The organism is Methylobacterium sp. Leaf102 (assembly GCF_001422425.1).
Lineage (GTDB): Bacteria > Pseudomonadota > Alphaproteobacteria > Rhizobiales > Beijerinckiaceae > Methylobacterium.
On record NZ_LMMX01000001.1, the window covers coordinates 341020 to 365134 of the forward strand.

A 24115-nucleotide genomic window follows, 5' to 3' on the forward strand; every position below is an offset into this window, starting at 1 on the left:
GCGGATCATTCCTCCGCCGCTAAGCGGGGCGGCTCACGAGAGGAATGCTGCGGGGCACGGGGCATCGGCCCACATCCCAGCCCACATCCGACGCGCGGTAGGCGGCCGGATCAGCCGCAGAGCTGACGGCATTCCTTGCGGGCGGCCTCGACCCGCTCGTCGATCCACAGCGCCAGGTCGTTGAGATGCACGCCCTTGGCGCAGCGCTCGCTCGATTCCATGCGGACCAGCGGGAGGGCGATGGCGCCTGCCGAGATCTTGCGGACGAGCTTTTCCGGGGTGAGGTGTGAGAAGTAGTCTTTGCACACCCGGTCGATCGGGATGACGGCAGCCCCGCTGTACTGCGCCATCAGGAGGAAGGCGGTGTTCATGCGGGCTCCTTAGGCAGGGCTGGGAGTGGCGTGAAATGCGTGTGGTAGCCGGGCCAACCGCCGATGCTGACGCTATGGGTGTGCTCCTCCCCGACAAGCCGGAGCGTGATTTCGCAGGTACGCCCGCAATCGAGCGGGGACCCGACGTAGGGCGCTTCCGTCATCGGGAAGAACCACCACAGCACGTCGCCCATATCCTCGTGCCAATCGGACAGCGGGCGGGCGACTTCCTGTAACTCCGTCATTGTCCTGCCTCACGTTGAACGATGGCAGCGCGGTCGACGCGCTCGATCTCGGCAATCAGCAAAGCACAGGCCCGCACCAGATCGTGGCGGCGGTCCTTCGGCTTGAACGCTGAGAAGCCCCATGCCTCGGGCCAAAGGTCGCGTAGGGTGCAGCCGGCGGATGAAGGGGAGAGGTGGGCCCGCCAATACTCGCTGAGGGAGCCGACGAAGGCATAGGCAGCGGCGGCTTGGGCCAGCGCGCCGTCGGTGTGGGTGTCGTCGTGGGATGCCGTCCAGCCTTCCTCGACGATCTGGCGCCGCCGCTCGGCCGCCACGTCCTGCGCGGCGCGGGATTGCGGGACGAGGGTGTGATGGCCGGCGCTGTAGGCTGGATGGCAGTCGCGCAGCAGGGCTTCGTATCGGCCCGACAGATCGGAATAGGCCTGCTGCAGCCGCGTGGCCTTGGCGACGGCGGCGGCGTGACCGATCGTGGCGACGAGGGCAGCGCGCGTCATGCTGCGCCCCCTGCCTGCTGTTGCGTGGCGGCCTGGCGCTTGCGCAGGGCGCGAGCGACTCGGACCAGGGCCTGTCCCTCGCGGCGGCCGGGCGGGGTGGCGAGGACGATGGCGGGGCGGCCCGTGCACAGGGCGCGGGCGTCGTCACGGTAGGCTTCGACTTCGGCCGGGGAGAAGCCACGGGCCATGAGGTGATGGAACGTGCACGCCCCCTCGGGGCCCGCCTCGTGGTGGCGCATGGCCTCGGCCATGAGCCGGGTGCGCTCGGCGCGATCGGGGGCGGCCAGGGCCGCGCGGATGAGGGACGGTGCGGTCACGGGCGGGCCTCGCTGACGAAAAGGTCGGGGTTGCTCGGGCGGGGGTTGGGTGGGCGACCCCGGCGGGGGCGGTGTTCCTTCACTTCGGCCTTGAGCAGGGCGGTGGTCGCGTCCTGCAGACGAGCGCCGGCCCCTGCCTGCCCGCGATGCCGGCGGCGGGCTTTGGCGTAGGCAGCGGCGAGTTCGACGCGATGGGTGCGCAGCCTGTCGGATTTCATGATCGCGCTCCGCTGGCCGTCGGGGTTGTGGTGAAGCCGAGGGCGGCCAGGGCCACCCCGATCCGGGCCGTCGCTACGGCCGTGTCCTCATCGCTGGCGCGGAAGGCTTCGTCGGCGGCCATGAGCAGTTCGAACGCCATGGCGACGAGGCCGGTCGGGCTGCAGCCGACGTGATTGGTCTGGACGCGGCATCCCTCGTGATGCGCGCCGATGATGACGCGGCCGACGATCAGCCCGGCGTCGTGGTCGGTCAGGAACCAGCGCATGAAGGTCTCCTTCACGTCGCGAGCCTCGAAGATGTCGCGCGCCATGATCACACCCGCATCGGCATGAGGACGACGAGTAGGGCATCGTCGCCCGTGCGCGTCAGGATGGTGGGGCTTCCGGGGTCGGCGAGCTGGAACACGATCTGCTCGCCGCCCAGCACGGCCAGGGCCTCGCTGAGGTACTTGCCGTTGAAGCCGATCTGCAGGGGCGCCCCGTCGAGGCTCGAATTCACCTCGTCGGTGGCCTCGCCGGCATCGGGGTTGCGCTGGCTGAGGCGGATCACCCCCGCGTCGATGTCGAGGCGCACGGCCCGGCCGCGCTCGCTCGACACGGTTGAGACGCGGTCGACGGCGCCGGCCAAAGCCTCGCGGGCGACGGTGAGGCGCTTGTCGTTGCCCGTGGGGATCACCCGGGCATAGTCGGGGAAGGTGCCGTCGATGAGCTTGCTCGTCAGCACCACGTCATCGCGGGTGAACCGGATTTTGGTGGGCGACACCGCCACCTCGAACTGCGCGCTGCCCTCGATCTCCACGAGGTGGCCGAGTTCGGCCACGGTCTTCCGGGGGATGATGACGCCAGGCATGCCCTCGGCGCCTTCAGGGCGGGGCAGCGCGAGGCGGGCGAGGCGGTGCCCGTCGGTCGCGACGGCGCGCAAGCCTTCGTGGCGCTCCAGGCCGTCCGGGGCGTGGAGGTAGACGCCGTTGAGGTAATACCGAGTCTCCTCCGTGGAGATGGCAAAGCTGGTTTGCTCGAACATCCGCAGCACGTCGGCCACGGGCCAGGTGAAGCGGCTCGGCATCTCGCCGGCCTGCAGGTCGGGGAAGTCGCCGACGGGCAGGGTGCCGAGTTCGAACCGCGAGCGGCCGGACTGGACGACGATCTGCCCCTTGTCCGTCGTCTTCATGGAAATCGGTTTGTCGTCGGCCAGCTTGCGGACGATCTCCTTCAGGGTGTGGGCCGGCACGGTGACGCCGCCGGCCTCCTCCACCGTGGCCGCGCATTCCATCTGGATCTCGATGTCCAGATCCGTGGCCCGGATGGTGAGGCGCTTGCCCTCGGCCGCGAAGCACACGTTCGACAGGATCGGGATGGTGTTGCGGCGCTCCACCGTTCGGGTCGCCGCGTTGAGGGCCTTGAACAGGCCGGAGCGTTCGCAGGTGAGGCGCATCGGGTCTCAGGGCCTGTGGAGAGGAAAAGACGGCGGGGCTGCGGATGACGCGCCCCGCCGAAGTGTCCCGCGCCGGGAGGAAGCAGGGCGCGGGATCGGGGTGTCAGGCGCGCGAAACGCTCTGCGTCTCAGGAGCGCCGTCGTAGACGGGGAGCTGCGTGGCACGGCGGCCTCGGTGAGGGCGTGGGCGGCCATGTCAGGCGGCCTCGCTGCGCGCCTGGTGGCGGGCCAGCGTCATCAGCCGGTAGCGGACGGAGTTGGGATGCCGGTCGAGGGCCGCGCCGATGGCGATGTAGCCGTGTCCCGCCGCTTCCAGGGTGAGCAGGCGGGAGTCCTCGTCCGCCGAAAACCGCCGCACGAGGATCCCGCCGCGCTCGATGCGATTTGGGCCGGGGGCGACCGGGGTTATGGGGCGAGCGCCGGGCGGCTCGATCCCGAATTTAAGGCAGACGGCGCTGATGTTCGAGCGAGAGCACCCGTAGGCCTGAGCGAGCTGACCAATGCTCTCGCCCGCTTCGCGGCGTGCCGCGATCTGCTCGTGCTGCTCGGAGGTGAGGAAGGGGCGCCGCATCACGCGGCCGCGCTTTGCAGGCCGCCGGCCTGGGCGAGGGCGTCACACGAGCTGGTGTAGAGCGCCGTGCGGGTCTCTTCCACGTCCACTGTCAGGCAGCGGGCGAGGTCTTCGTTCGAGAGCGGGGCGAGGCAGGCGTCCGCCGTCTTGCCGGACCAGCCGAGCTTGCGGGCGAGGTGATTGCGAAGGGCGGCGCGGACCTGAGCCGGCGACGGCGGGTCGGGGAACGGGTTGGGCACGGACGCGGCTCCATCGCAGGTGGCGATGGCTTATCGCTACGTTGCGTAGCGACAATGGTCAACACGTGGTGTAGCGATTTCAGAATTTTAGCTACGCTGTGTCACGCGCTACCGCCAAGCGTTATCCACACCTACCGTGGGTTGAACAAATTTGTTCTTGCTACGTTCTCATTTTCAGGTGCAGCATATGGGAGTGGATTCCTTGGGGTGAATCATGAAAAGCACTGATCGTTACGCCGTTCAGACATACGTGCGTAACCGCAGGGGGACTATCAATCCAGGCCGAGGTATTGCCTGCAAAAATGCGGACGAAGCTCGTCGCAAAGCAGAGCAAAGCTGCAGTGGCAGGGCAGATATTGGTGCTGCTGCCATGCTGCTGCGGGGCGACGAATATTTGGGATCTACGGAGGAGCCAATCATCCTCGCCGTCTTTGGCGTTTGTCCGCCGGACGTGATTGACGAGATACCGTTCTAGGCTTTCTCTGGATCGGATGTTTGCCTGGACGCGGCAACGATCTGCGTCCAGTGGCGAGCATGGACAGTGCTTATGATCCCTGCTGCCCACTGAAGACTTGCATCAGGAATCAAAGGCGCATTGTAGCTTTCGAGGTGATAGCGACCCTTTTTTGAACCCTGCAAAATGCGCTTAAGGTAACGGTCACCGCTTTTGGTAGTTACGGCTGCATAGGAACCAACAAGACGCTCAGGGTTTTCTCCAAACTTCGAACACAAAACAACGTCATCAGGATCGAATTTGGGGTAGCCTGAATTACCTATGACGCGAAATGCAATCGTTCCGTCTTCAATCGGAAATGGGACGCTAATTTCGTAGATATTTTCATTTTCGCTAAGCTGTTCGGAGCCGGTCTCAATAATACTTCCTGCGCTGATCAGACCTTTTACACCAACGATATGCGTTCCCTCAATCACCTGCTCTGGTGCGTCGGTATCGCCGAACAGTATCCCACGTGCCGTCACTTCTACGCCATCAAACCTAAAGCGTGATGCGTAACGTTCCGCATCGTCTTGGCCGATTGTGCGCGATCCTCGTTCGTGAGCGGCGTAGCTGCTTTCCTTCCACTCGTTCTGCAAAGCCGCCTCACGCGCGGAGCGATACCCGGCTGCGTTCCGAGCCGCTTTCAATCGAAGGCCCTGCGCCTTCCTGATTTTTGCTTCATCCATAGTACGCAGTGTAGCGAACCGACCGCTACGTGCCGTGTTGACTGAAATCGCTACCTCTTGTAGCGATTGCGCCATGAACACGTTCTCCGATGTCATTGAGGCGCTTTCGATCGCTGGCACCGCTGATGTCCTCGATATCACGGAGAGCCATGCGCGGACCTTGAAGGCGCGCGACAGCATTCCCCCTATCTATTTCCGGCGCATCGTCGAGTCGGAAGCCGGGTCGGCTAAAGGCATCACGTTTGAGGTCCTATTCGGAATCCTCGAAAGGACGCTGGAGCGGAAGCCGAAGGCCTCAGTGCATCAAGCCGTTGCCTGATGGCCGCTCCCCGATCCAGTCATTCAGCCTGCCGGCCCTTCGACCTCGGACGTCTCGACCGACCGCAGGAGGTCGCGGGCGAGGTCCCGGGCTTGGCGCGGCGTCAGGCCGAGGGTGTGCCGAACTGGATCAGCGTCCTCGTCGGCTTGGCCGGCAGTGGTCAGGAAGACGAACGGGCCGGGGGCGTGGTCCACCCGGTAGGCCCACAGGGCATGCGGGGCTTCATGCTTCAGATCCAAGGCAGTCTCCTTTCGGGGCTCCGGGTGTTTCATGAACTTAGACCTGATCGGGCAGGCTCGTCCGAGCAAGCGACTCCGCCTCAGTTCAGCGAATGGTGCGCCTAATGCCCGCCTCCCGCTCACTGCTGTGCGCCGGCCTCATGGTTGCGGCGCTGCTCGTCATAGGTCGCGCGGCGCGTCGTCAGCAGGCGCGCCAGCAGGTCGCCGTCCGCCGCGTCGAGGTCGAGGGTCGCGATGGGCCGATCCTCGGCCGAGGTGTCGGCGAACAGGACGATGCGGGCCGCTCCGTCGGGGCCGAACAGCACCTGAAAGCGTGTCGTGATGGGGGGGGCGAGCGGTGCCGGGTGATCGGTCAACGTGCGTTTCTCCAGAATGCCGCTTGTGATGTTTGCGGTGTTGAGGACCCGGTTCGAGCCCTGGCGGAAAAGTCCTGGACCGTGGCGTACACCAGCCCGGCCCGTTGCCGGAGCCACGATCATGCTTGATCGCCTCCGCGCTGTTTCCCTGCCGTCCCTCGCCGACGCCGTCGACGGCGCCTGGTCCGTCCTCGATGCCGGGGCGCAGGCGGCGAGCGAGGCCTGTGCCTCCGTGACCGCGTATGCCTCCGATGCCCTCGCGGCCACGCCTTGCTCCGCCCTCGACTGGATGCCCGACACCTCGCCCCTCCCGGTGTTGCAGTGGTTGTTCGCCCCCGAAACGCCGGTCTCGGCGCTCGCTGCGGTGGAGGCAGCCTGTGCCGAGGGCGCGGGAATGTCCGGCGCTCTGTGGGACCATTTTTTCCCGAAGGCGGAGCGAGATTGGTCCGACGCCGTGGATGGGGCCGGGCTCGCCCGGTTCCTGCGCGGGCAGCACCCCGACAAGACGGCCCAGCACGTGGCGGCGCGCACGCGCCTGCCGGCGGACACGGTGAAGAAGTGGCTGGCCGGGGCGGCGCTGCCGAACGGGCGCGCCATCCTGATCCTGTCCTGCGCCTACGGGCCGGAACTGCTGCGGGCGATGCTGCACCGGCCGCCGGGCTGGCTCGACGCCGCGGCGCGCGGGGCCGAGCAGGTGAAGCTCGAGGCGCGGCTGGCCGACCTGCAGCGTCAGCTCGGGCGGCGGGCATGAGCGGGCTCGCGCGCCTCCTTGCTGCCGGGGCGGCCTCGCTGATCCGGTTGGGCGCCCGCGTGCCCCTCGGGTGTGGGGCGCGGCTCCTCGGGTGGTCCGCTTGGCTGGAGGCGCGGGCGCGGCCGGGGGGCCGGATGCCCGAGCCTTAGCCCGGCCCGCCTCGTCGCTTCCCACCCCGTTCGCCCCGCCCTGCGCGGACCCTTCCGCGCGCCTGCCAGCCTGGAGTTCGAGCCATGACCGGATCGTCTGCCTTCGAGGCGTGGGTGGAGGAGGCGCGGGCCGTCACCCTTGAGGAGGCCGTGGCCGGACGCTCCTCGGCGCTGAAGTGGCGCGGGGGCGAACTCGTCGGACCCTGCCCCCTGTGCGGGGGTGAGGACACGTTTGCGATCAACCCCCGCAAGCGGGTGTTCATCTGCCGGCGCGGCGATGCCGGCGGGGACGCCCTGGCGATGGTGCAGCACCTCGACGGGTGCGATTTCGTCGTGGCGTGCGAGATCCTGACGGGGCGTCCGCCGCCGGACCGCGAGCGCGGCGAGACGGACGCGGCGCGGGCCGAACGGGCGGCGGCGCAGGCCGCGCGGCAGGCCGAGCGCGCGGCGGCCGAGCTGGCGCAGGAAGACGAGAGCAACGCGTTCCGGGCTAAGGAACTGGCGCGGTGCCGTGACCTGTTCCGGGCGAGCGTGGCCCTGCCGGGGACGGCGGCCGAGGCCTACCTGCATCGCCGCGGGCTCGTGGCGCCGCCGGGGACGTGGCTGCGCTGCGCCCCCAAGCATCCCTATTGGGAGCACGTCGCCGACGGGCGCGGCGGCAAGGCGTGGCGGGTGATCCACGAGGGGCCGGCGCTGCTGGCACCCGTGATCGGCCTCACGGGGCGGTTCGCCGGGCTGCACGCCACGTGGATCGACCTTGCCCGGCCCTCGGGCAAGGCCGAACCGGTGCACCCCAACACGGGCGAGGTGCTGCCGGCGAAGAAGGTGCGGGGCTCGGCCAAGGGCGGGCACATCCCCCTGGTGCGGTGCGAGCGGCCGACGACGCTGTTCCTCGGCGAGGGCATCGAGACCGTGCTGTCGGTGTGGCTGGCGCTCCAGGCCTGCGGGGACCCGCGCCTGGAGGGGGCGGTGTTCCGGTCGGGCTACAGCCTCGGCAACATCGGCGGCCGGGCGGCGGGGAGCGTGCCGCACCCGAGCGACGTGACGGTGGACCGCCTCGGCCGGCGCCGGGCGCGGCGGGTGCCGGGGCCGGTGCCGGACCTCGGCGCGCCGTCGATCCCGGTCCCCGACACCCTGACGGCGGCGTACCTGCTGGGCGATTCCGACAGCGACCGGACCCTGACGGAGAACGCCTTGAAGCGGGGTGCGGCGCGCATTCGGCATCAGGTGCCCGCGTGTCGGGTGGGCATTCCCTGGGCGCCCGAGGGCGAGGATTTCAACGATGTGCTGCGGAGGGCTGCGGCGTGAACAATATCGAGCTCATGACCTACAGATACTCTTCGCTCAATCACTTCGGAGTGCGGGAAGACCCCCCTTTTATCTCTGCGAGTTTTTCTTTTGCTTCTTCAATGATTCTTGTGAATTCAACATCGGCCTCAATATCTTGCGCAATATTCATCCTCCTTAAAATTCCTACGACTACGTTCCAAAGATTGCTGGATTTTGGATTTGAAGCATTTGCGACCGCCTGCGTTAGCAAAAGATCAATATGGGTGGAGGACATATCCGTAATTCCCGAGATGAATTCTAGAACGCGCAAAGCGTGCAGTTCCGAATATTCAGTCGATTGTTCCATGTCGATTCCTTCTCAGTTCAATGCCGCGTCTGCGCTTGATCGAAGACTCAACTCAAACCAGCCTGCTTTGTGTTCCTACTCAATGAACGTGGACAGATCATGATCGATGACCAGCGCCACGAGATCACCCGGCTTGTCGACGAGGCGGAAGCTGTTGGCGATGAGGAGGCCGGGCTCGACCCCGCCGATGGCTGGGGCGGCGGCCCTCCGGAACCACCCTCCGGCGGCGACGCCGACGAGGGACCGGATGGCCCACGCAAGGTGAACCCCAAGGATCTGGCCTATTGCGCCACCCTCGATCATTCCGACACCGACAACGGCAAGCGGCTGATCCGGCACTTCGGGGCCGACCTTTCGGTGGTTGCGCAGGATGAGGTGTCAGGCGGATCATGGCTCGCCTGGACCGGAACGCATTGGGACTTGGCGGGTGGCCTCGCACTGGCGAGCATGGTGGTTCAGTTGCTCGGTGACCGGATTATCCTCGAATCCGAGTTCATCCACCCGAGCCCGCGCGAGCAAGCCGCCATCAAGGCGGCCGAGGCCCTGGAAGGCAAGACGCGGGCGGACCTGACGGACGACGAGAAGGTGACCGTGGCGCAAGGGGCAGCGGCGGCCGATGCCCTGGACAAGCGCCGGGGAAAGCGCCGAGCGTTCGGGGTGTCCTCCAAGAACAAGGCGCGTCTGGAGGCTACACTGCACTGCGCCGCACCGCGCCTGCGGCGGAACCCGGACGCGTTTAATGCCGACCGCTACCGGGTGGCGTGCCTGACGCACACCCTTGCGTTCCGTGCCGAGCGGGACGACGAGTGCCCAGACCCCTCCGTGACGCGCCTCGTCGGGATCTGTGACGCCATCGAAGGGCATCGCCGGGACGACTGGATTACCGCCGTGGTCCCGCAACCCTATCGGAAGGATGCGACGGCGCCGTTGTGGCGGGCGTTCATGGAGCGAATGCTGCCGGATGCGGCCAAGCGGCGGACGGTGCAACAATTCACAGCGCTGGGCCTCCTCAGCGTGCCGGTGCAGCACCTCATGTTCCACTATGGCCTCGGCGCCAACGGCAAGTCGGTGTATCTGGAGACCATCGCCCGCGTGCTGGGGCCGAGCCTCGCCGTTGGCCTGCCCCGCGAATCCATCGTGGGCGGCTCGGAACGGGCCTCCGGTGGCGCCTCACCGGATATCGCCCGGCTCTACGGGCGACGGTTCGTCCGCATCCTTGAGGTAGCGGGCAACGTTCCGCTGCAAGAGGACATGATCAAGAAGCTGACCGGCGGCGAGCCGATCCCGGTCCGCTCCCTCTACAAGGGCTATTTCGAGTTCCAGAACTTCGCCACCGCGCATATGAGCGGGAACGATTATCCGACCATCACGGGCACGGATAACGGCATCTGGCGGCGCATGCTGCTGGTGCATTGGGACCAGACCATCCCCATCGAGGAACGCGACGATTTCGAGGTGGTGATCTCCCGGTTCGTGGATGGGGAGGGTGCGGGCATCCTCGCGTGGCTCATCGAGGGCGTGTGCGATTTCATGGCGAACGGGCTCGTCATCGCGCCCTCTGTGACCGCCGACACGCAGGAATACCGCGAGGACATGGACCCGGTGGGTGAGTTCCTGGCGGCTTGTGTCCGGCCCTCGCCCAACGGGCGTGAGACGGCGCACGCGCTCTATGACGCCTATCATTCTTGGTCGCTCGCCAATGCGAAGCGAACGCTGTCGCAGACTCGGTTCGGGAAGCGGCTGAAACAGCTCTACGACCACGGCCCCATCGCCGGCCGGGTCTATTACCAGGGCTGCGAGCTGCACGACGTGCCCGACCGGCCTGATGCCCCGCAACCCCAGGACGGGCTCGATTTTCGCCGTTGAGCCTCACCACGCCGTTTCGTGGTGACGGTGGTGAGGGTGTGGTGACCCTCACGCCACAAGTATCACCAGCCTATTCATGTTTGATTGCAGGCACTTAGGCGCCTGTGGTGACCGTGGTGAGGGTTTCGCGCGCAGGTATAGACAATCGGGGTTCCGGGGTCAGCTAGCACAGAAATCTTATACACCACGTGGAAAAACTATCACCACTCTCACCATGGCTATTTAAGTTGCTGTCATTCAAAGTATTTTGATTGGTGATGGTTCGTTTTGAAGTATCTTCCAACTCTCACCACACTCACCGGACGGACTTCGTGATGGCTCATGACGGTTTTCTGCCCGCTTCTGGCCCTCGTGCTCTGCGCGTTTCGGACTTCTCTCTGGAACAGCGGGCCGGCTGGGTGGCGGCGAGCGAGCGCAAGGCGGCGACGGAGGCCGCCCTGGCGCCGGATGCCGGGCACACGAACGATGGCGACGAGCGGGAATGGTTCGTGGCCTATACGAACCCGAAGCGGGAGCACGCGGCGGCTGCCACGCTGCGGCGGCGAGACTTCGTGACGTGCCTGCCGGTGATGACGGTGAGCCGCACGCGGAGCCGCAAGCGGGTGACGGAGGCCGTGCCGCTGCTGCCGCGCTACCTGTTCGTGGGGCTCGGGCCGGGTCAGAGCCTGTACGGCCTGCGGGAGACGCCGGGGCTCGAAGGCATGGTGCGCGTGGGCGGGGTGCCGGCGACGGTGCCGGTCGAGCTGATCCAAGGGTTGCGCACGGCGCAGGCTGCGGGCGTGTACGACTTCTCCGATGCAGCGATGGAGGCCAGGGCTGCGGATGAGGGTGCGCAGGCGTGGGCCAGGACCGCGCTGCGGTTCGCGCCAGGGCGGAAGGTGCGCGTGTTGAGCGGCGCCTACCGATCCTTTGGCGGTGTCGTGGACGCCGTGAGCCCGCCGGACCGGATCGATATGTGGATCACCCTGTTCGGCCGGTCTTTCTCCGTGCCGATGATGCTTGCCGATGTGGCGTTGGAGTGATAGCGATTGGGGGTCGCACGGGACTGTTGTTGCAAATCTGCAACCACCGCCCCGTGCGTTAGCTTTGGTGGATGGCCCCGGTGCGCGAGCATGCGGGGTCTTTTCGTATCCGAAGGTATGGCTTGGCGTCCCCGTACCTTTCGGCCCGCTGCTGGCCCTGGCTCCGATGCGGACCGGGCGCAGGCGACACGGGCCTATGACCGACGCCGTCGCCAAGAGGTTGAGACCCGCGCCCTGTATGGGACGGCCCGATGGCAGGCGACGCGGGCCGAGCAGTTGAGGCTCGAACCGCTGTGCTGCATGTGCATGGCCGAGCGTCGAGTGACTGCAGCTGTCGTGTGCGATCACGTCGAGCCGCACCGTGGCGATGTCGCGAGGTTCTGGGCTGGCCCGTTCCAGTCCTTGTGCACCCCGCACCACAACTCAGCCAAGCAAGCCGAAGAACAGGCGGCACGCTGAGGGGGTGGGGGGGGTGTCGAAAGTTCAGAGAAGACAGCTGTAGACCGGCTGTCTAACCCCCTCTTTTTCTCCGCGATATTGGCGGAAACTTTTTTATGAGAGGAGCCAAGGCCGCTTGGCTGATCGCCGATGACGCGTGGACGGAAGCCGGACAGCCCGGCGCTACAGGCGGCGAAGGGTAGCCCGGGCAAGCGTGCCCGCGCGGCCCGGACCATGGCGCGCACCGAACGCCTCGCGGCCAACGATCCGCTGCGCCCGCCGACGTTCCTCACCGCCGGCAAAGGCGACGAGGGCTTCACCCTGGCGCTGCGGATCTGGCGCGAGCAAGCGCCGCACCTTCACCGGCGCAACCTCCTCGACCGGATGGACCGATACGCGTTCGCGCGCTGGTGCGTCTATCAGGCCGAGTGGATCGAGACGACGCAGACCATCAAGACCGAGGGCGTCACCCGCCTGGTGAAGACGGTCGGAGGCGATGAGATGCCCCGCCGTCACCCGGCGGCCAGTCACCGGGACCGGATCGAACTTGCCATGGGCAAGCTCGAAGCGTCCTACGGTCTGACCCCGGCGGATCGCTACAAGGTCATGCGCGACCAGGCGGCCAATCCCCTCGGAGGCCTGTTCGATGATGATACCGAGCGCGGGCAGGGCCCGTCTGCGCCGGCCCCCTCCGGGGAGCTTGATCCCGTCGGCTTCATGGCCGACCACGCAGCCCCGACGCCGGGCACGCGACCGAACTGATGGTCGCGTCGCCCGCCCTTCCGGCGGCGCTCGCGAATCCCTCCCCGCTCCCGCGACCGGGGTGGGTGATCGAGGCCGAGGCGCAAGGTCTCGCCTTCGTCGGGGTCCACTGGGACCGAGCGGCGGCGGCGCCGGACGTATGGTTCGATGAGGTCCTGGCCGAGCGCGTCGTCACCCTGTGGCCGACGCTGTTCCGCCACACGGAGGGGCGCTGGGCCGGCAAGCCCTTCCGCCTGACCGCGTGGCAAGCCGCCATCGTGCGCCTTCTGGTGGGGTGGAAGACCGCCGACGGGTTCCGGCTGTTCCGGCGCCTGTTCCTCTGGATCGGGCGCAAAAACGGCAAGACCGAATTCCTGGCCGCGCTCACCATCCTGTTCTGGGTGTGCGACCGGGAGATGGGCGGGCAGGCCTACGCGATGGCCCGCAACGAGGCGCAGGCGCGCATCGTGTTCGAGAAGGCCAAGACGATGGTCCGCCTCTCGCCCGCGTTCTCGAAGCGGGTGCAGGCGTTCAAGAAGTCGCTCTACCTGCCCGACCTGTGGTCCAAGTTCGAGCTGCTGTCGGGCAAGGCGGAGGGCAAGCACGGTCTCAGCGCTTCCGTCATCGTCGGCGACGAGATGCACGAATGGGCGGACGGCACCCTGTACGGGACGCTGCACCAGTCCATCGCGGCGCGCGACCAGCCCATCGAGCTCTACGGCTCGACGGCCGGGTTCAAGAGCCGGAACTACGGGTGGGTGCTGTGGGAGGAATGCCTGTCGATCCTGGCGGGCGGCCTCACCGACGCGACCACGCTGGTGGTGATCTTCGCCGCCGACCCGGAGGACGACTGGACCGACGAGGCGGTGTGGCTCAAGGCCAACCCCAACCTCGGCATCAGCCCCAAGATCGAATACCTGCGGGCGGAGTGCGCCAAGGCGCGGGACAACCCCCGCCTGGAGAACGACTTCCGCCGGTATCACCTCAATCAGTGGACCGAACAGGTGGTCCGCTGGCTGTCGCTGATGAAGTGGGACGCCTGCGCGCCCGACCCGGAGGCGTGGCAACGCTTCCCCGCCGAGCTGCGGGGGCGGCGGTGCTTCGGCGGCCTCGACATGTCGTCGGTGTCGGACCTCACCGCCCTCGTGTGGGTGTTCCCGCCCGTCGAGGCCGATGAGCGGTGGAAGCTGGTGGTGCGCCTGTGGGTGCCGGCGGAATCCATCGTGCTCCGGGCCCGGCGCGACCGCGTCCCCTACGATGCCTGGGCCAAGGCCGGGGCGGTCACCGCCACGGACGGGAACGTGGTCGATTACGCCGTCATCGAGCGCCAGGTGAAGGCCGATGCCGAGGCGTTCGATGTCCAGGGCGTCGCCCTCGACCGCTGGAACGCCACCGGGACCGCCGTTCGGCTGGGCGAGGATGGCGCCAACGTCGTCATGTTCGGCCAGGGCTTCGCGTCCATGTCGGCGCCCTCGAAGGAATGGGAGCGCCTGGTGCTGGCCGGGCTGCTCGACCATGGCGGCCATCCGGCCCTGCGCTGGATGATCGGCAACATCGCCATCGCCACCGACGACGCCGGCAACATCAAGCCGACGAAGGTCAAGTCTTCGGAGAAGATCGACGGTCCCGTGGCAGGGATCATGGGGCTCGGCCTCGCCATCGCGCAGGAATCGCCCTTCGACCCCAACGCCTGGATTGAGAGCTACGCATGAAATGGCTGAGGCGGGCCCTCGGGCTCGAGGGGGCGAAAGACATCGAGCCGTTTCGGTCTGGTCAAGCCTCGACCGAGAATGGCAGCAACTTCGTCACCAACCAGGTCACCGTCGCCGATTACCGCGATTCGCATGCCGCGCATGCGGGTGGCGTGGTCGGTCTGTCCGCGACGTGGGCCTGCGTCCAGCTCATCGCCGGCACCATCGCGTCGCTGCCTCTCATGGTCTACCGGACGGATGCAAACGGGGTCCGCACGGTGGCCCGCGACCATCCCCTGTATTTCGTGCTGCACGACAGCCCGAACTATGACCAGACGGCCGTCGACTTCTGGGAGTTCATGGCTGCCGGCATCGAGTTGCAGGGCAACGCCTACGCGCTGATGGAGCGAGGTTCGTCCGGCGCCATCGCCGCGCTGCACCCGATCCGCCCCGACTTGGTCAAGGGGCGCCGCCGCAGTGATGGCGGCATCGAGTACGAGTGGAAAGAGGACGGGCGGCGCATCGTGAAGCGGGGCGAGGATGTGCTGCACATCCGGGGCTCACTGGGCGACGCGCTGTCGGGGGCATCGACCCTGTCGGTTTGCCAAGGGGTGTTCCGGGACGCGCTAGAGGCCGAGAACGCGGCGGGCGCCATGTTCCGCAACGGCGTGAACGCAAGCGGCGTCCTATCAACGCCTGAAAATGTCCGGCTCACGAAGCCTCAGCGCGACGAGTTGGAGCAAAACCTTCGCGAAAAGTACATGGGCAGCATGAAGCAAGGTGTGCCCATGCTACTCGATGGTGGTCTGACCTGGGTTCCGCTGTCCATCAATCCTGCCGATGCGCAGATGCTGGAAAGTCGCAAGTTCGGTGGTGAACAAGTTTGCCGAATATTTGGTGTTCCGCCAGGGATGGTAGGTTTCGGCGACAAGGCGTCGAACTGGGGCACCGGCAAGGAAGTCGATGTTCTTGGATTTCAGAAGTTCACGCTGCGCAAGCGTCTGAAGCGCATCGAGCAGGCCTTGTTGAAACAGCTCGTACCCCTCGCGGAACGACGCGCGCAGGGACTGACGATCGAATTCAACTTCGAGGGCTTGCTGCGCGGCGACACGGCCAGCCGGTACGAGGCCTACGAAAAGGCGATCCGGATGGGCATCGCGACCCGCAACGAGGTTCGCGCGCTCGAAAACCTGCCGCCGGTTGCCGGCGGCGACGTGGTGACGGTGCAGATGCAGGATGTGCCGCTCGCCAGTGCCATCAGCGGGGATCGAAATGAAGCGCTCAAGTGAGGACAATCGGCGCACCGCCCCGGTCCTGGCGATCAAGGCGCTCAAGGAATCTGGCGAGTTCGAGGGGTACGGCTCGACCTTCAATGGCGAGCCGGACGCATACGGCGATGTGATTGCCTCCGGCGCCTACGCCGACAGCCTCGCGGCACACCAGGCCAAGGGCACGATGCCCAAGCTGTTCTGGCAGCACAACGCCGATGAGCCGATCGGCCGGTGGGTGGGCGCGAAGGAAGACGACCGGGGCCTGCTGATGCAGGGCAAGCTCAACATGGATGTGCAGCGGGGTCGCGAGGCGTACGCGCTGCTGAAGGCAGGCGACATAGACGGCCTCTCCATCGGCTACCGGATCAAGGCCTACAGCGTCGACACCGATACGGGGGTCTGGACTCTCGAGAAGCTGGACCTCGTCGAGGTGAGCATCGTGTCCGTCGGCGCCAACGAACATGCGGTCGTGCAGAGCGTGAAGGCCGCCAAGGCCGCGCACGACCTTACCGAGAAGCTGAAGGCCGGGGACCGGCTGCTAGCGCGAGAATTCGAGGTCTGGCTGAAGGGGCTGGGCTTCTCGAACTCGCAGGCGGAGCGCGCCGCGCGCCTCCACCTGAAGGGGCAGGGGGAACCTGCCGACGCGGCGGATGACGGGCTCGCCTTCCTGCGCGCCCTGACGAACTGACGGCACAACCCCCGATTCCGGAGATCATCGTGAAAACCTTCCTGTCCCTCATGGCGGCGGGCCTGATAGCCCTCGCCTTCATTACCGCCGCACCCGACGCGCACGCCGCGTTCGGCTCGGCCCTCGCCTCCACCTCCCTTGCTCCCTGGGCCCTGGCCGGAGCCGGCGGCATCGCCCGCCTCGCGGCCTGCGCCATCGGCCCCCGCATCGTATTCGAGCGGCCCGGTGAGGGTGGTACCGGCGGCAAGAGCGCTGCCGAGCTGGCCGCCGACTTCAAGCGGGACTTCGACACCAAGCACGACGGTGTGAAGGCCATCGCGGAAAAGGCCCTGGCCGAGGCCGCGAAGGGGACGCCGCTCGCGACCACGGCCAAGGAACTCGCCGACCAAGCCATCCTCGGCATGAACGAAGCCAAGGCGCGGCTCGACGAGCTCGACCAGAAGATGGCCCGTCGCGGCGAGCCGGACGATCGGCTGCTCACGGCCGGCGAGCGGTTCGTGGAAGACGATGCGTTCAAGAGCTTCGCCGGCCAGACCCGTCCCCGGGGGCGTGTTCTCGTCGAGGTGAAGGACATCACTTCGCTCACCACCGAGGCGGCCGGCTCGGCCGGGGCCCTGATCCAGTCCGACCGGCGCGGCCTGCAGGTAGAGCTGCCGCAGCGCCGCCTCACCGTCCGTTCGCTCATCCTCCCGGGCCAGACGGCCAGCAACTCCATCGAGTACGAGCAGGAGAAGCTGTTCACCAACGCCGCCGCCCTGGTCGCCGAAGGGGCCCTGAAGCCGCAGTCCGAGCTGCAGTTCGAGGACAAGACTGCCACCGTCCGCACGATCGCGCACTGGATGCGGACATCCGTGCAGATCCTCGCCGACGCGCCGGGCCTGCGCTCGATCATCGACCAGCGCCTGCGCTATGGCCTGGCCCTCGCCGAGGAAAATCAGCTCCTCAACGGGTCCGGAACCGGGCAGAACCTGCTCGGCCTCGTGACGGCGGCCGTCGCCTACGCAGCCCCCGGTGGGCTCGTCGCCACGACGCAGGTGGACACTCTCCGCCTGCTGATCCTGCAGGCGGCGCTCGCCGAGTATCCGCCGAACGGGATCGTGCTGAACCCCATCGACTGGGCCGCCATCGAAATGGCGAAGGACACGCAGGGGCGATACATCATCGGCAACCCGCAGGGGACCGTCGCCCCGACTCTCTGGGGCCTGCCCTTGGTCCCGACGCAGGCCATGGGCGTCGACAAGGCCCTGGTCGGTGCCTTCAACCTCGCGGCGCAGATCTTCGATCGCCAGGACGCCACCATCGACGTGTCGACCGAGGACCAGGACAACTTCGTCCGCAACAAGGTCACCATCCGCGCGGAAGAGCGGCTGGCGATGGCGATCTACCGTCCGCAGTCCCTTGTCTACGGCGACCTCGGCCGCGTCCCGTAGCCCCCTCGGCTCATGCAGGCGGGCGGCTTCGGCCGCCCGCTCCATGAACCGAAAGGAGACGGACGATGATCAAGGCCATTCTACTCAAGCCCCTCGATGGCGACACTGAGGGCTCCGTTCGCGAGTTCGATCGGGCTGATTTCGATCGTCTGGAAGCGATGGGAGCAATCTGTGTCGACGACGGCACGGGTCCGAGGCGTAAGCCCTCGGTACGCGATGTTGCGTCCCAGATAGCCGCCGGCAACGAGGAACTCGCGCGCCTCGTTCATCTCGTGACGGAGGCTGGCGAGCGCCACCGGAAGGCGATCGACGCCGTCGCGGAAGCGGAGCGGGCCGCGGCCGAGCGCCTGGATCTGCTTCGGCGGGATGTCGCGGGTGCAGAGCGGTCTACCGCCGAGCGCCTCGACGCGCTCAAGCGGTCCGTCGCCGATGCCGAGGCGGCTGCGCGGGAGCGCGGGCGTGCGCTCGCGCAGGAAGATGACGCCGCCCCCAAGGCCGAGAAAGCCGCGCCTGCGGTCATCGACAAAGCTGCGCCGCCAGTCGCCAACAAGGGCGACCCGGCCCCTTCTTCGGTGAAGGGCTGAACCGCCCCATGCGCGTCCGCGTCGTCACGCCGCCGGCACCGATCCTCACCGTCGAGCAGGCCAAGCGCCACCTGCGCGTCGAGGGCGGCGACGAGGATGCGTATATCGTTGACCTCATCGCCGTGGCGACGGCGTGGATCGACGGGCCGGATGGGTGGCTCGGGCGGGCGCTCGGCGAGCAGGTGCTGGAGGCGGTCGTGCCGTCGAGCGCCTGGGCCGGCGAGCGCTGGCTGCCCCTGCCGCCGCTGCTCGACATCCTCGGCGAAACCCCGTCCGACGCGGGCTTCATCACGGTCCGGTATCGTGCCGGCTACGCCGGCGGCGCGGTGCCGGCGCCGATCCGACACGCCATCCTGCTCATGGTCGGTCACCTCTACGAGAATCGCATGGCCGTCACGGCGGCCACCCACATGGGCGCCATGCCCATGGGCGTCGATGCGCTGCTGTCGCCCTATCGTGTGTGGAGCGTCTGATGGACCCCGGCCGGTTCGATCTTCGCGTCACCCTGCGGCGGCGCCCCGAAGTGGGAAGCCCCCGCGAGCGCGGGGCTTATGCCGACGCCTTCCCCGTGTGGGCCAACTTCCGGACGGCCGGCGTCCGCGAACTGGTCGAGGGCGGGCAGGCAACGAACGTCGAGAGCGGGGCGCTAACTTTGCGGGATAGTGCGCAGGCCCGCACGATCACGGGGGCCGACCGGGTCGTGATCCGGGGCCGTGACTTCGCCATCGAGGGCGTCGGACTACCTGACCGCCGCACTGGCCTCATCGTTCTTTCCGTCGCGACCAAGCTCGGAGGCCAGTGATGATCGATGTCTCCGCCGCCTTCGGTGCGTTCACGCAAGGTCAGGGAGCGCTCGAGCTGGCGCCCGCCGCCCGCTCGTTCCGGGTCGGCCCGGGTGCCCTCAGCAGCTTCCGGCTCCTCGATGCCGCCGCCAGCGTGATCGGCGTGGATCGGATCAGCGGGCAGCTCGCGTCGCTCGCCGTGAAGATGGCGTTGCGGTCGGACCGCGCGGCGGAGGGTATCGCCGCCGAGATGGTGCAGGAAATGCGGGCGCGGGTCCCGAAGGACAGCGGCACGCTGTTCAACGGCATCACTTGGCGCAATGAAGGCCGGACCATCATCGTCGAGGCCTCGGCCGTGCGTGGTGGTGACGACTACGCTCGTTGGGTCGAGTTCGGCCACCAGGCCGGGGGCCAGCATGCGGACGCCGATTATTTCGCGAACGGTGACCATGGAGCCATCCGGCGCCGTCCCGCTTCGCAGCCGACCACCGTCCGACCCGAGCCGTACTTCTGGGACGCAGCGCGGGCGGGCCTCGTAAATCTTCGGGGTGAGATGGCGCTCGAGGCCCGGGCGGCCGGGCGCGAGGAAAGGTTCTGATCATGGCGCAGGTGAAGGTCGAGCAGCCCATCACCATCCGGGCGAACGACGTGGGCACGGTGCACTACCCGGCCGGCTTCTCCGGCCGGGTGCCGAAGGATCACGCCGAGCGGATCGCGGCGGCCGGCGCCGGGACGCACCTCGACGCCGCCGAGGCGGACGCGTCGAGGGCTGGTGAGGCCGGTGACGATGACGCCTGAGCTGGCCATGCAGAAGGCCATCACGGACGTTCTCACGGCCAACGCCAATGTGGCCGCCCGCGTCGGGGGGCGGATCTTCGACGAGGTGCCGAACGATGGCACGGTGGCGCCGCCCTACGTCTACCTCGGCCCGATCAACCGCCGCCGTGTGCCGCACGACTGCGCCCAGATCTGGACCATCACGGCCCGGCTCTACGTCATCAGCGCCGAGTTCGGCCGGCAAGAAGCCTGGGACGCCATCGAGGCCGTCGTCCAGGCCCTGGACGGAGCGGACGCCCCCGACCTCGAGTTCGCGGCGCCGTTCTCGATCCAGGAACCGCTTCGGGTGACGCAAGCCGGCGACGTGATCGACCCTCTCGCTCTGAAGAGCGTGTTCCTCGACCTCACCACCACCATCGCAAGGGAATCCTGATCATGGCCGCGCCCAATCTTCTGCCTGGTACCCGATTCCGTGTCCTCCGCGGCAACGGTGCCACCCCCGAAGTCTTCGCCTTTGTGTGCATCGCGCAGAGCAAGACCATCACGTTCACGAACGAGTTCGAGGACGCAACAGTGGCCGACTGTGAAGACCCGTTGAAGGTTCCTGCCCGCAAGAGTGTACTGCGCTCGACGGCTTGGGGCGGACGCATCGCTGGTATCGTCGACGCTAAGCGTTACGCAGTGTTGGAGGCCGACCGGAAAAAGGAAGCCCCTACGAACTATCAGTTCCTCCTCGACCGCTCTGCTGCAGAGGGGGGCGGCACCTTCACCGGCCCGATCTTCACTGAGACACTGGAGATTTCCAGCCAGAACAACGGGCTGGTCAACTTCACGATGCAGTTTCGCGGCGACGGCGAAGTGGTCTGGGCGCCGGTGGCATGAGCGCCATCGACACCGGCCGCACCTGCGTCGACGCCGATTTCGCGGGGGAGCGCCGCAGGTTCCAGCTTCGCCTCGGGGAGATGGGCGAGCTGGAACGCCTGACCGGCATCGGCATCGGCGCGATCTTCATGCGGATGGGCGCGCACCAGTTCAGTCACCGCGACGTGTGGGACACGATCCGCCTCGGCCTCGAAGGGGGCGGCACCTCGGCCCTCGAGGCGACCGCCCTGGTGATGCGCTACCACACGCAGCCGCTGATGGACTTCCTGCCTCTGGCGGCCAGCATCGTGGCGGCGGCCGTGAACGGTGCGCCGCCGGGAAAATCCGCGACGGAGGGGGGCAGCATCGCCCCGGAGACCTCTCCGTCTTCTACGCCGGCGGCGCCATCGTCGGATGGACCCCTCGGGAAGTCGACCGGATGACCCTGCCGCAGTTCCATGCGGCCATCGGCGGATACCTGCAGGCTCATGCGCCGAAGGAGACCGCCGACCTCGATGAGAGCGATTTCCTCGCCGCGCTCGCGGACGAAATGGCAGCAGGACGCGCGTAGATGGCCGAGCCGCTCACCCTCAGTTTCCAGGCGGACACCTCGCGGGCGCAGGGGGCCATGGCGAGCCTCGCGGCGTCCGTCATTGGCAACATGACCTCCATCGGGGTCGCCATGTCGGGTGGCGCGGCCAACACGAACAGCTTCGGCGCGACTCTGCAGGGGTTGGCGAACAATGCCGGCCGCGCGGCTCAGGCCGTCGGGGCGGACGTGTCGAAGATCGCCACGAACACGGTAGCGGCGGCGAGCAAGGAGGGCGCGACCCTGGAGGGGATCGTGCGGTCCTTCACTGCGGCGGCGGCCACCTCAAACACGGCGCAGGCCGCCATCCAGTCGGGCACTGCCGCCACCTCGACGGCGTTGGGAACCCTCATCGCGCAGGTGCCATCGCTGAAGACTCTGCTCGGGGCTTTCCTGGCCTTCGAGGCGGCGAAGCTGGTGTTCGCCAGCGTCACCGCCTCCATCGACGAGGCGCGCGAGCACGTCGAGGATTTCGTCCGCATCGGCAAGGATGCGGAGAAAGCCGGGGTGGGCTCGGGCTTCTTCCAGCGGGCCACCCTCGACGCCAAGGAATTCGGCCTCACCGTCGAGCAGGTGACCTCCGCCCTGACGGCGGCGCGGGCCGCGACGCGTGTGACGATCGGCGAGGGCCGGGATGGGGTGACCACGTCCCCCCTGGACAACCGCCTGCGCCAAAACGTCCAGGCCGGCAACATCACGGCGGCCGATAAGGCCGTGGTGGACGGGGCCGGCACGCAGGAAGCCAAGATCAGGGCGGTTCTCGACCTCATCGACAAGCTGCGGGCGGCGAGCCGCGACGCGGCGGCATTCGATCTGGCCGGCAAGTTCCTCGGTCCCGATTTCGAGCGGCGGATGCGCGACGGAGCGGACGTGGTCGACAAACTGCGGGACAAGCTCGACAGCGGCGCCGTCTCGGCCGGGGGCGTCCGCATCATCAGCGACGAGGAAATCGAGCGGGCCAACGCCCTCGACGCCAAGATGAGAGAGATTTCCAACACCCTGTCGGCGGCCTGGGCGCCCATCGCCAAGAAAATCTCGACGGCGACCTTGGACACCTACGAGAATTTCCTGCTGGTCGAGGGCGCCATCGCCCGCGTCCTCACCATCGCGTCGAACCTCTACGTCCAGATGGGGGCCATCGTCGGCGAGGTTCGGTCCACCGTCGCGGCGATTCCGGGCATCGGCGGCATCCTCACGGCCAATCCGTTCAACCTGCACAAGCGCGTGGGCCAAGCTCTCGGCATCGTCGAGCCCGATGCCCCGGCGGAGTCGTCCACGACCCTGCCGGAGATCGCCAAGACGGCGGATCGGTCGAAGTCCCTGCCTTCGCTGCATGCCAGCCCGCGTGGCGGGAGCGGGAGCGAAAGGCTCGATGCCGTCGAGACCCTCATCAGCCAACTCGAGAAGGCCCGTGATACGGCCAGGGCCGAACTCGAAAACGTCGCGAAGACCAATGTGGAGCGGGAGAAAGCCGTCGCCCTCGCGAAAGCGGAGGCCGCCGCCCGCGAAGAGGTCAAGAAGGGCAATCGGGACAGCGCAGAACTCACGAGCGACGAGCGTGCCCGCGTGCTGGGCGCAGCCGAAGCCTGGCAAAGTTACAAGGACCGGGTCATGGATGCGAATCAGGCGATCCGTCAGGCATCCGATTCGGCTCGCTACTTCGGAGAGGCGGCATCCGGCGCGTTCGCCGACGCCATTCTCGAGGGAAAGTCCTTCGGCGACATTCTCACCAGCCTGAGCAAGCAGTTCGCGCGCTCGGCGATTCAATCCTCTTTCACGGGTCAGGGGCCGCTGGCCGGACTTCTGGGTACGGCGCCCACGGCGAGTTCCGGCGACACCGTCGGCGGCATCGCCGGCCTGTTCACGAGCTTGTTCAAGCCGGGCGCATCGGGCTCTTCGGGGACGGGGACGGGTTCGTTCTTGTCGGGCCTCTTTCGCGCCAATGGCGGTCCCGTGGAGGCCGGCCGCAGCTACACGGTCGGTGAGATCGGCCGAGAGATCTTCGTGCCGGGCGAATCGGGGCGGATGTATCCGGTCGCGAAAGACATCCTCTTTCCCACCGCGGGCAGCGCCGCGGGTACTGCCTCCGCGGCGTCCCGTCCGATCCAGGTGCAGATGACGGTACAGGCCTCGGACGCAGCGAGCTTCTTGCGCTCGGAATCCCAGGTCACGGCCGCGTTGTTCCGAGCGGTGCAGCGGGGCGCGCGGGCGAGCTGATGGCAAGCCCGTTTCACGAGGTCCGCTTTCCCGTCTCGCTGTCCTACGGTTCGCGAGGCGGGCCGGAGCGGCGCACGGAAATCGTCACGCTCGGGTCCGGCGACGAGGAGCGCAATAGCCTCTGGCGGCACTCCCGCCGATCCTACAACGCCGGCCAGGCTCTGCGCACCGCCGCGGACGTGGCACTCGTTCTTGCATTCTTCGAGGAGCGCCGGGGCCAGCTCTACGGCTTCCGCTGGAAGGACCCTTTCGATCATGCGTCCTGCCTCGTGGGTGTCGGCCCCGCTCCGGCGGATCAGGCGATCGGCACGGGCGACGGCGCGACGCGGACGTTCCAACTCGTCAAATCCTACGGCGGCGCCTTCGCGCCCTACCTCCGGCCGATCCGCAAACCGGTGGCAGGATCGGTCCGCATCGCCGCCGCGGGGGTCGAGCTGGCGCCAAGCGCCTTTCGGCTCGACGCGACCACCGGCCTCGTAACCCTCACCGTCCCGCCGGCCGTCGGGGCGAAGGTGACCGCCGGGTACGTTTTCGACGTGCCGGTCCGCTTCGCCACGGATCGGATCGAGGTCGATTTGCAGGCGGTGCGGGCCGGACTTCTCGCCGACATTCCCGTGATCGAACTGCGGCGCTGAG

At 67.4% G+C, this 24115-nt stretch carries 35 protein-coding genes; 22 read left to right on the forward strand and 13 right to left on the reverse strand.

Annotated features, from left to right (window positions below):
- Positions 1 to 110: 110 nt before the first annotated feature.
- The 9 genes from ASF27_RS01575 to ASF27_RS01615 all read right to left on the reverse strand — a co-directional run bounded on the left by ASF27_RS01575 (position 111) and on the right by ASF27_RS01615 (position 3890).
- Complete coding sequence (locus tag ASF27_RS01575) at positions 111 to 371, reverse strand: pyocin activator PrtN family protein (RefSeq protein WP_056357209.1); 261 nt, start codon at positions 369 to 371, stop codon at positions 111 to 113.
- The gene (locus tag ASF27_RS01580) at positions 368 to 616 is read right to left on the reverse strand and encodes a hypothetical protein (RefSeq protein WP_056357211.1); all 249 of its coding nucleotides are present in this window, start codon (positions 614 to 616) and stop codon (positions 368 to 370) included. Before ASF27_RS01580 ends, ASF27_RS01575 begins: the two co-directional genes overlap by 4 nt.
- Positions 613 to 1110, reverse strand: coding sequence for a hypothetical protein (locus ASF27_RS01585; protein ID WP_056357214.1), 498 nt, complete (start codon positions 1108 to 1110; stop codon positions 613 to 615). Before ASF27_RS01585 ends, ASF27_RS01580 begins: the two co-directional genes overlap by 4 nt.
- Positions 1107 to 1427 (reverse strand): hypothetical protein, encoded by a 321-nt coding sequence (locus tag ASF27_RS01590; RefSeq protein WP_056357216.1) that lies wholly within the window; start codon positions 1425 to 1427, stop codon positions 1107 to 1109. The genes ASF27_RS01585 and ASF27_RS01590 overlap by 4 nt, the downstream gene beginning before the upstream one ends.
- Positions 1424 to 1645 carry a hypothetical protein gene (locus ASF27_RS01595; RefSeq protein WP_056357220.1) on the reverse strand — a complete coding sequence of 74 codons (222 nt, stop codon included), beginning with the start codon at positions 1643 to 1645 and terminating at the stop codon, positions 1424 to 1426. The genes ASF27_RS01590 and ASF27_RS01595 overlap by 4 nt, the downstream gene beginning before the upstream one ends.
- Entirely contained in the window at positions 1642 to 1956 is a 315-nt protein-coding gene (locus tag ASF27_RS01600) for a hypothetical protein (protein WP_056357222.1), read from the reverse strand. The genes ASF27_RS01595 and ASF27_RS01600 overlap by 4 nt, the downstream gene beginning before the upstream one ends.
- A gap of 2 nt (positions 1957 to 1958) precedes the next feature.
- On the reverse strand, positions 1959 to 3080 hold the full coding sequence (gene dnaN / locus ASF27_RS01605) for a DNA polymerase III subunit beta (protein WP_056357225.1): 1122 nt from the start codon (positions 3078 to 3080) through the stop codon (positions 1959 to 1961).
- A 196-nt stretch (positions 3081 to 3276) separates the two neighbouring features.
- Entirely contained in the window at positions 3277 to 3651 is a 375-nt protein-coding gene (locus tag ASF27_RS01610; RefSeq protein ID WP_056357227.1) for a helix-turn-helix domain-containing protein, read from the reverse strand.
- Positions 3651 to 3890 (reverse strand): hypothetical protein, encoded by a 240-nt coding sequence (locus ASF27_RS01615; protein ID WP_056357230.1) that lies wholly within the window; start codon positions 3888 to 3890, stop codon positions 3651 to 3653. Before ASF27_RS01615 ends, ASF27_RS01610 begins: the two co-directional genes overlap by 1 nt.
- A 214-nt stretch (positions 3891 to 4104) precedes the next feature.
- Between ASF27_RS01615 and ASF27_RS21990 the strand changes: the two genes are divergently transcribed.
- Complete coding sequence (locus tag ASF27_RS21990; protein ID WP_156467422.1) at positions 4105 to 4365, forward strand: hypothetical protein; 261 nt, start codon at positions 4105 to 4107, stop codon at positions 4363 to 4365.
- Here the strand turns inward: ASF27_RS21990 and ASF27_RS21340 are convergent.
- Positions 4362 to 5147, reverse strand: coding sequence for a S24 family peptidase (locus ASF27_RS21340; RefSeq protein WP_244480894.1), 786 nt, complete (start codon positions 5145 to 5147; stop codon positions 4362 to 4364). The genes ASF27_RS21990 and ASF27_RS21340 overlap by 4 nt on opposite strands.
- Between ASF27_RS21340 and ASF27_RS01620 the strand changes: the two genes are divergently transcribed.
- On the forward strand, positions 5146 to 5391 hold the full coding sequence (locus ASF27_RS01620) for a hypothetical protein (protein ID WP_056357233.1): 246 nt from the start codon (positions 5146 to 5148) through the stop codon (positions 5389 to 5391). The genes ASF27_RS21340 and ASF27_RS01620 overlap by 2 nt on opposite strands.
- Positions 5392 to 5414: 23 nt before the next feature.
- Here ASF27_RS01620 and ASF27_RS01625 read toward each other — a convergent pair whose 3' ends face one another.
- The gene (locus ASF27_RS01625; RefSeq protein ID WP_056357236.1) at positions 5415 to 5630 is read right to left on the reverse strand and encodes a hypothetical protein; all 216 of its coding nucleotides are present in this window, start codon (positions 5628 to 5630) and stop codon (positions 5415 to 5417) included.
- A gap of 119 nt (positions 5631 to 5749) precedes the next feature.
- The gene (locus ASF27_RS01630; protein WP_056357240.1) at positions 5750 to 5986 is read right to left on the reverse strand and encodes a hypothetical protein; all 237 of its coding nucleotides are present in this window, start codon (positions 5984 to 5986) and stop codon (positions 5750 to 5752) included.
- 121 nt (positions 5987 to 6107) lie between these two features.
- Here ASF27_RS01630 and ASF27_RS01635 point away from each other — a divergent pair, with 121 nt between their 5' ends.
- Both ASF27_RS01635 and ASF27_RS01640 read left to right on the forward strand, forming a co-directional pair.
- Complete coding sequence (locus tag ASF27_RS01635; protein WP_056357243.1) at positions 6108 to 6737, forward strand: hypothetical protein; 630 nt, start codon at positions 6108 to 6110, stop codon at positions 6735 to 6737.
- A gap of 233 nt (positions 6738 to 6970) precedes the next feature.
- Positions 6971 to 8194: a hypothetical protein gene (locus ASF27_RS01640; protein WP_056357245.1), complete on the forward strand. Its 1224-nt coding sequence runs from the start codon at positions 6971 to 6973 to the stop codon at positions 8192 to 8194.
- Between the two features lie 40 nt (positions 8195 to 8234).
- On the opposite strand, the gene ASF27_RS21995 is transcribed toward ASF27_RS01640, so the two are convergent.
- The gene (locus ASF27_RS21995) at positions 8235 to 8522 is read right to left on the reverse strand and encodes a hypothetical protein (RefSeq protein ID WP_156467423.1); all 288 of its coding nucleotides are present in this window, start codon (positions 8520 to 8522) and stop codon (positions 8235 to 8237) included.
- Between the two features lie 99 nt (positions 8523 to 8621).
- Here ASF27_RS21995 and ASF27_RS01645 point away from each other — a divergent pair, with 99 nt between their 5' ends.
- The 18 genes from ASF27_RS01645 to ASF27_RS01725 all read left to right on the forward strand — a co-directional run bounded on the left by ASF27_RS01645 (position 8622) and on the right by ASF27_RS01725 (position 24114).
- Positions 8622 to 10388 carry a DNA primase family protein gene (locus ASF27_RS01645; RefSeq protein ID WP_056357248.1) on the forward strand — a complete coding sequence of 589 codons (1767 nt, stop codon included), beginning with the start codon at positions 8622 to 8624 and terminating at the stop codon, positions 10386 to 10388.
- A gap of 314 nt (positions 10389 to 10702) precedes the next feature.
- Positions 10703 to 11410, forward strand: a complete 708-nt coding sequence (locus tag ASF27_RS01650; protein WP_162238629.1) for a transcription termination/antitermination NusG family protein — start codon at positions 10703 to 10705, stop codon at positions 11408 to 11410.
- 588 nt (positions 11411 to 11998) lie between these two features.
- Positions 11999 to 12610, forward strand: a complete 612-nt coding sequence (locus tag ASF27_RS01655; RefSeq protein ID WP_056357254.1) for a phage terminase small subunit P27 family — start codon at positions 11999 to 12001, stop codon at positions 12608 to 12610.
- A gap of 65 nt (positions 12611 to 12675) precedes the next feature.
- On the forward strand, positions 12676 to 14301 hold the full coding sequence (locus tag ASF27_RS01660) for a terminase TerL endonuclease subunit (protein ID WP_244480895.1): 1626 nt from the start codon (positions 12676 to 12678) through the stop codon (positions 14299 to 14301).
- Positions 14298 to 15569: a phage portal protein gene (locus tag ASF27_RS01665; protein WP_082478738.1), complete on the forward strand. Its 1272-nt coding sequence runs from the start codon at positions 14298 to 14300 to the stop codon at positions 15567 to 15569. Before ASF27_RS01660 ends, ASF27_RS01665 begins: the two co-directional genes overlap by 4 nt.
- Positions 15553 to 16239, forward strand: coding sequence for an HK97 family phage prohead protease (locus ASF27_RS01670; RefSeq protein WP_056357260.1), 687 nt, complete (start codon positions 15553 to 15555; stop codon positions 16237 to 16239). The genes ASF27_RS01665 and ASF27_RS01670 overlap by 17 nt, the downstream gene beginning before the upstream one ends.
- A 29-nt stretch (positions 16240 to 16268) precedes the next feature.
- On the forward strand, positions 16269 to 17669 hold the full coding sequence (locus ASF27_RS01675) for a phage major capsid protein (protein WP_244480896.1): 1401 nt from the start codon (positions 16269 to 16271) through the stop codon (positions 17667 to 17669).
- A 65-nt stretch (positions 17670 to 17734) separates the two neighbouring features.
- Positions 17735 to 18253 (forward strand): hypothetical protein, encoded by a 519-nt coding sequence (locus ASF27_RS01680; protein WP_056357263.1) that lies wholly within the window; start codon positions 17735 to 17737, stop codon positions 18251 to 18253.
- An 8-nt stretch (positions 18254 to 18261) separates the two neighbouring features.
- A complete protein-coding gene (locus tag ASF27_RS01685; RefSeq protein ID WP_056357266.1) occupies positions 18262 to 18726 on the forward strand; it encodes a head-tail connector protein in 465 nt (154 codons plus the stop codon).
- Positions 18726 to 19055 carry a head-tail adaptor protein gene (locus ASF27_RS01690; protein ID WP_056357268.1) on the forward strand — a complete coding sequence of 110 codons (330 nt, stop codon included), beginning with the start codon at positions 18726 to 18728 and terminating at the stop codon, positions 19053 to 19055. The genes ASF27_RS01685 and ASF27_RS01690 overlap by 1 nt, the downstream gene beginning before the upstream one ends.
- Positions 19055 to 19633 carry an HK97 gp10 family phage protein gene (locus ASF27_RS01695; protein WP_056357271.1) on the forward strand — a complete coding sequence of 193 codons (579 nt, stop codon included), beginning with the start codon at positions 19055 to 19057 and terminating at the stop codon, positions 19631 to 19633. The genes ASF27_RS01690 and ASF27_RS01695 overlap by 1 nt, the downstream gene beginning before the upstream one ends.
- A 2-nt stretch (positions 19634 to 19635) precedes the next feature.
- Entirely contained in the window at positions 19636 to 19833 is a 198-nt protein-coding gene (locus tag ASF27_RS01700) for a hypothetical protein (RefSeq protein WP_056357274.1), read from the forward strand.
- Entirely contained in the window at positions 19823 to 20245 is a 423-nt protein-coding gene (locus tag ASF27_RS01705; protein WP_082478739.1) for a DUF3168 domain-containing protein, read from the forward strand. The genes ASF27_RS01700 and ASF27_RS01705 overlap by 11 nt, the downstream gene beginning before the upstream one ends.
- 2 nt (positions 20246 to 20247) lie before the next feature.
- Positions 20248 to 20694, forward strand: a complete 447-nt coding sequence (locus ASF27_RS01710) for a phage tail tube protein (RefSeq protein ID WP_056357280.1) — start codon at positions 20248 to 20250, stop codon at positions 20692 to 20694.
- The gene (locus ASF27_RS01715; RefSeq protein ID WP_056357283.1) at positions 20691 to 21116 is read left to right on the forward strand and encodes a gene transfer agent family protein; all 426 of its coding nucleotides are present in this window, start codon (positions 20691 to 20693) and stop codon (positions 21114 to 21116) included. Before ASF27_RS01710 ends, ASF27_RS01715 begins: the two co-directional genes overlap by 4 nt.
- Entirely contained in the window at positions 21113 to 21244 is a 132-nt protein-coding gene (locus ASF27_RS23355; protein ID WP_277996059.1) for a hypothetical protein, read from the forward strand. Before ASF27_RS01715 ends, ASF27_RS23355 begins: the two co-directional genes overlap by 4 nt.
- Positions 21245 to 23479 (forward strand): hypothetical protein, encoded by a 2235-nt coding sequence (locus ASF27_RS01720; RefSeq protein ID WP_056357286.1) that lies wholly within the window; start codon positions 21245 to 21247, stop codon positions 23477 to 23479.
- Entirely contained in the window at positions 23479 to 24114 is a 636-nt protein-coding gene (locus ASF27_RS01725; RefSeq protein WP_056357291.1) for a DUF2460 domain-containing protein, read from the forward strand. Before ASF27_RS01720 ends, ASF27_RS01725 begins: the two co-directional genes overlap by 1 nt.
- The last annotated feature ends 1 nt before the right edge of the window (position 24115 follow it).

Coding starts and splice junctions, on each gene's coding strand:
- ASF27_RS01575 (WP_056357209.1), bottom strand. CDS start 371: ATGAACACCGCCTTCCTCCTGATGGCGCAGTACAGCGGGGCTGCCGTC.
- ASF27_RS01580 (WP_056357211.1), bottom strand. CDS start 616: ATGACGGAGTTACAGGAAGTCGCCCGCCCGCTGTCCGATTGGCACGAG.
- ASF27_RS01585 (WP_056357214.1), bottom strand. CDS start 1,110: ATGACGCGCGCTGCCCTCGTCGCCACGATCGGTCACGCCGCCGCCGTC.
- ASF27_RS01595 (WP_056357220.1), bottom strand. CDS start 1,645: ATGAAATCCGACAGGCTGCGCACCCATCGCGTCGAACTCGCCGCTGCC.
- ASF27_RS01600 (WP_056357222.1), bottom strand. CDS start 1,956: ATGGCGCGCGACATCTTCGAGGCTCGCGACGTGAAGGAGACCTTCATG.
- dnaN (WP_056357225.1), bottom strand. CDS start 3,080: ATGCGCCTCACCTGCGAACGCTCCGGCCTGTTCAAGGCCCTCAACGCG.
- ASF27_RS01610 (WP_056357227.1), bottom strand. CDS start 3,651: ATGCGGCGCCCCTTCCTCACCTCCGAGCAGCACGAGCAGATCGCGGCA.
- ASF27_RS21990 (WP_156467422.1), top strand. CDS start 4,105: ATGAAAAGCACTGATCGTTACGCCGTTCAGACATACGTGCGTAACCGC.
- ASF27_RS01620 (WP_056357233.1), top strand. CDS start 5,146: ATGAACACGTTCTCCGATGTCATTGAGGCGCTTTCGATCGCTGGCACC.
- ASF27_RS21340 (WP_244480894.1), bottom strand. CDS start 5,147: ATGGCGCAATCGCTACAAGAGGTAGCGATTTCAGTCAACACGGCACGT.
- ASF27_RS01635 (WP_056357243.1), top strand. CDS start 6,108: ATGCTTGATCGCCTCCGCGCTGTTTCCCTGCCGTCCCTCGCCGACGCC.
- ASF27_RS01640 (WP_056357245.1), top strand. CDS start 6,971: ATGACCGGATCGTCTGCCTTCGAGGCGTGGGTGGAGGAGGCGCGGGCC.
- ASF27_RS21995 (WP_156467423.1), bottom strand. CDS start 8,522: ATGGAACAATCGACTGAATATTCGGAACTGCACGCTTTGCGCGTTCTA.
- ASF27_RS01645 (WP_056357248.1), top strand. CDS start 8,622: ATGATCGATGACCAGCGCCACGAGATCACCCGGCTTGTCGACGAGGCG.
- ASF27_RS01650 (WP_162238629.1), top strand. CDS start 10,703: ATGGCTCATGACGGTTTTCTGCCCGCTTCTGGCCCTCGTGCTCTGCGC.
- ASF27_RS01655 (WP_056357254.1), top strand. CDS start 11,999: ATGACGCGTGGACGGAAGCCGGACAGCCCGGCGCTACAGGCGGCGAAG.
- ASF27_RS01665 (WP_082478738.1), top strand. CDS start 14,298: ATGAAATGGCTGAGGCGGGCCCTCGGGCTCGAGGGGGCGAAAGACATC.
- ASF27_RS01670 (WP_056357260.1), top strand. CDS start 15,553: ATGAAGCGCTCAAGTGAGGACAATCGGCGCACCGCCCCGGTCCTGGCG.
- ASF27_RS01680 (WP_056357263.1), top strand. CDS start 17,735: ATGATCAAGGCCATTCTACTCAAGCCCCTCGATGGCGACACTGAGGGC.
- ASF27_RS01685 (WP_056357266.1), top strand. CDS start 18,262: ATGCGCGTCCGCGTCGTCACGCCGCCGGCACCGATCCTCACCGTCGAG.
- ASF27_RS01690 (WP_056357268.1), top strand. CDS start 18,726: ATGGACCCCGGCCGGTTCGATCTTCGCGTCACCCTGCGGCGGCGCCCC.
- ASF27_RS01695 (WP_056357271.1), top strand. CDS start 19,055: ATGATCGATGTCTCCGCCGCCTTCGGTGCGTTCACGCAAGGTCAGGGA.
- ASF27_RS01700 (WP_056357274.1), top strand. CDS start 19,636: ATGGCGCAGGTGAAGGTCGAGCAGCCCATCACCATCCGGGCGAACGAC.
- ASF27_RS01705 (WP_082478739.1), top strand. CDS start 19,823: ATGACGCCTGAGCTGGCCATGCAGAAGGCCATCACGGACGTTCTCACG.
- ASF27_RS01710 (WP_056357280.1), top strand. CDS start 20,248: ATGGCCGCGCCCAATCTTCTGCCTGGTACCCGATTCCGTGTCCTCCGC.
- ASF27_RS01715 (WP_056357283.1), top strand. CDS start 20,691: ATGAGCGCCATCGACACCGGCCGCACCTGCGTCGACGCCGATTTCGCG.
- ASF27_RS23355 (WP_277996059.1), top strand. CDS start 21,113: ATGACCCTGCCGCAGTTCCATGCGGCCATCGGCGGATACCTGCAGGCT.
- ASF27_RS01720 (WP_056357286.1), top strand. CDS start 21,245: ATGGCCGAGCCGCTCACCCTCAGTTTCCAGGCGGACACCTCGCGGGCG.
- ASF27_RS01725 (WP_056357291.1), top strand. CDS start 23,479: ATGGCAAGCCCGTTTCACGAGGTCCGCTTTCCCGTCTCGCTGTCCTAC.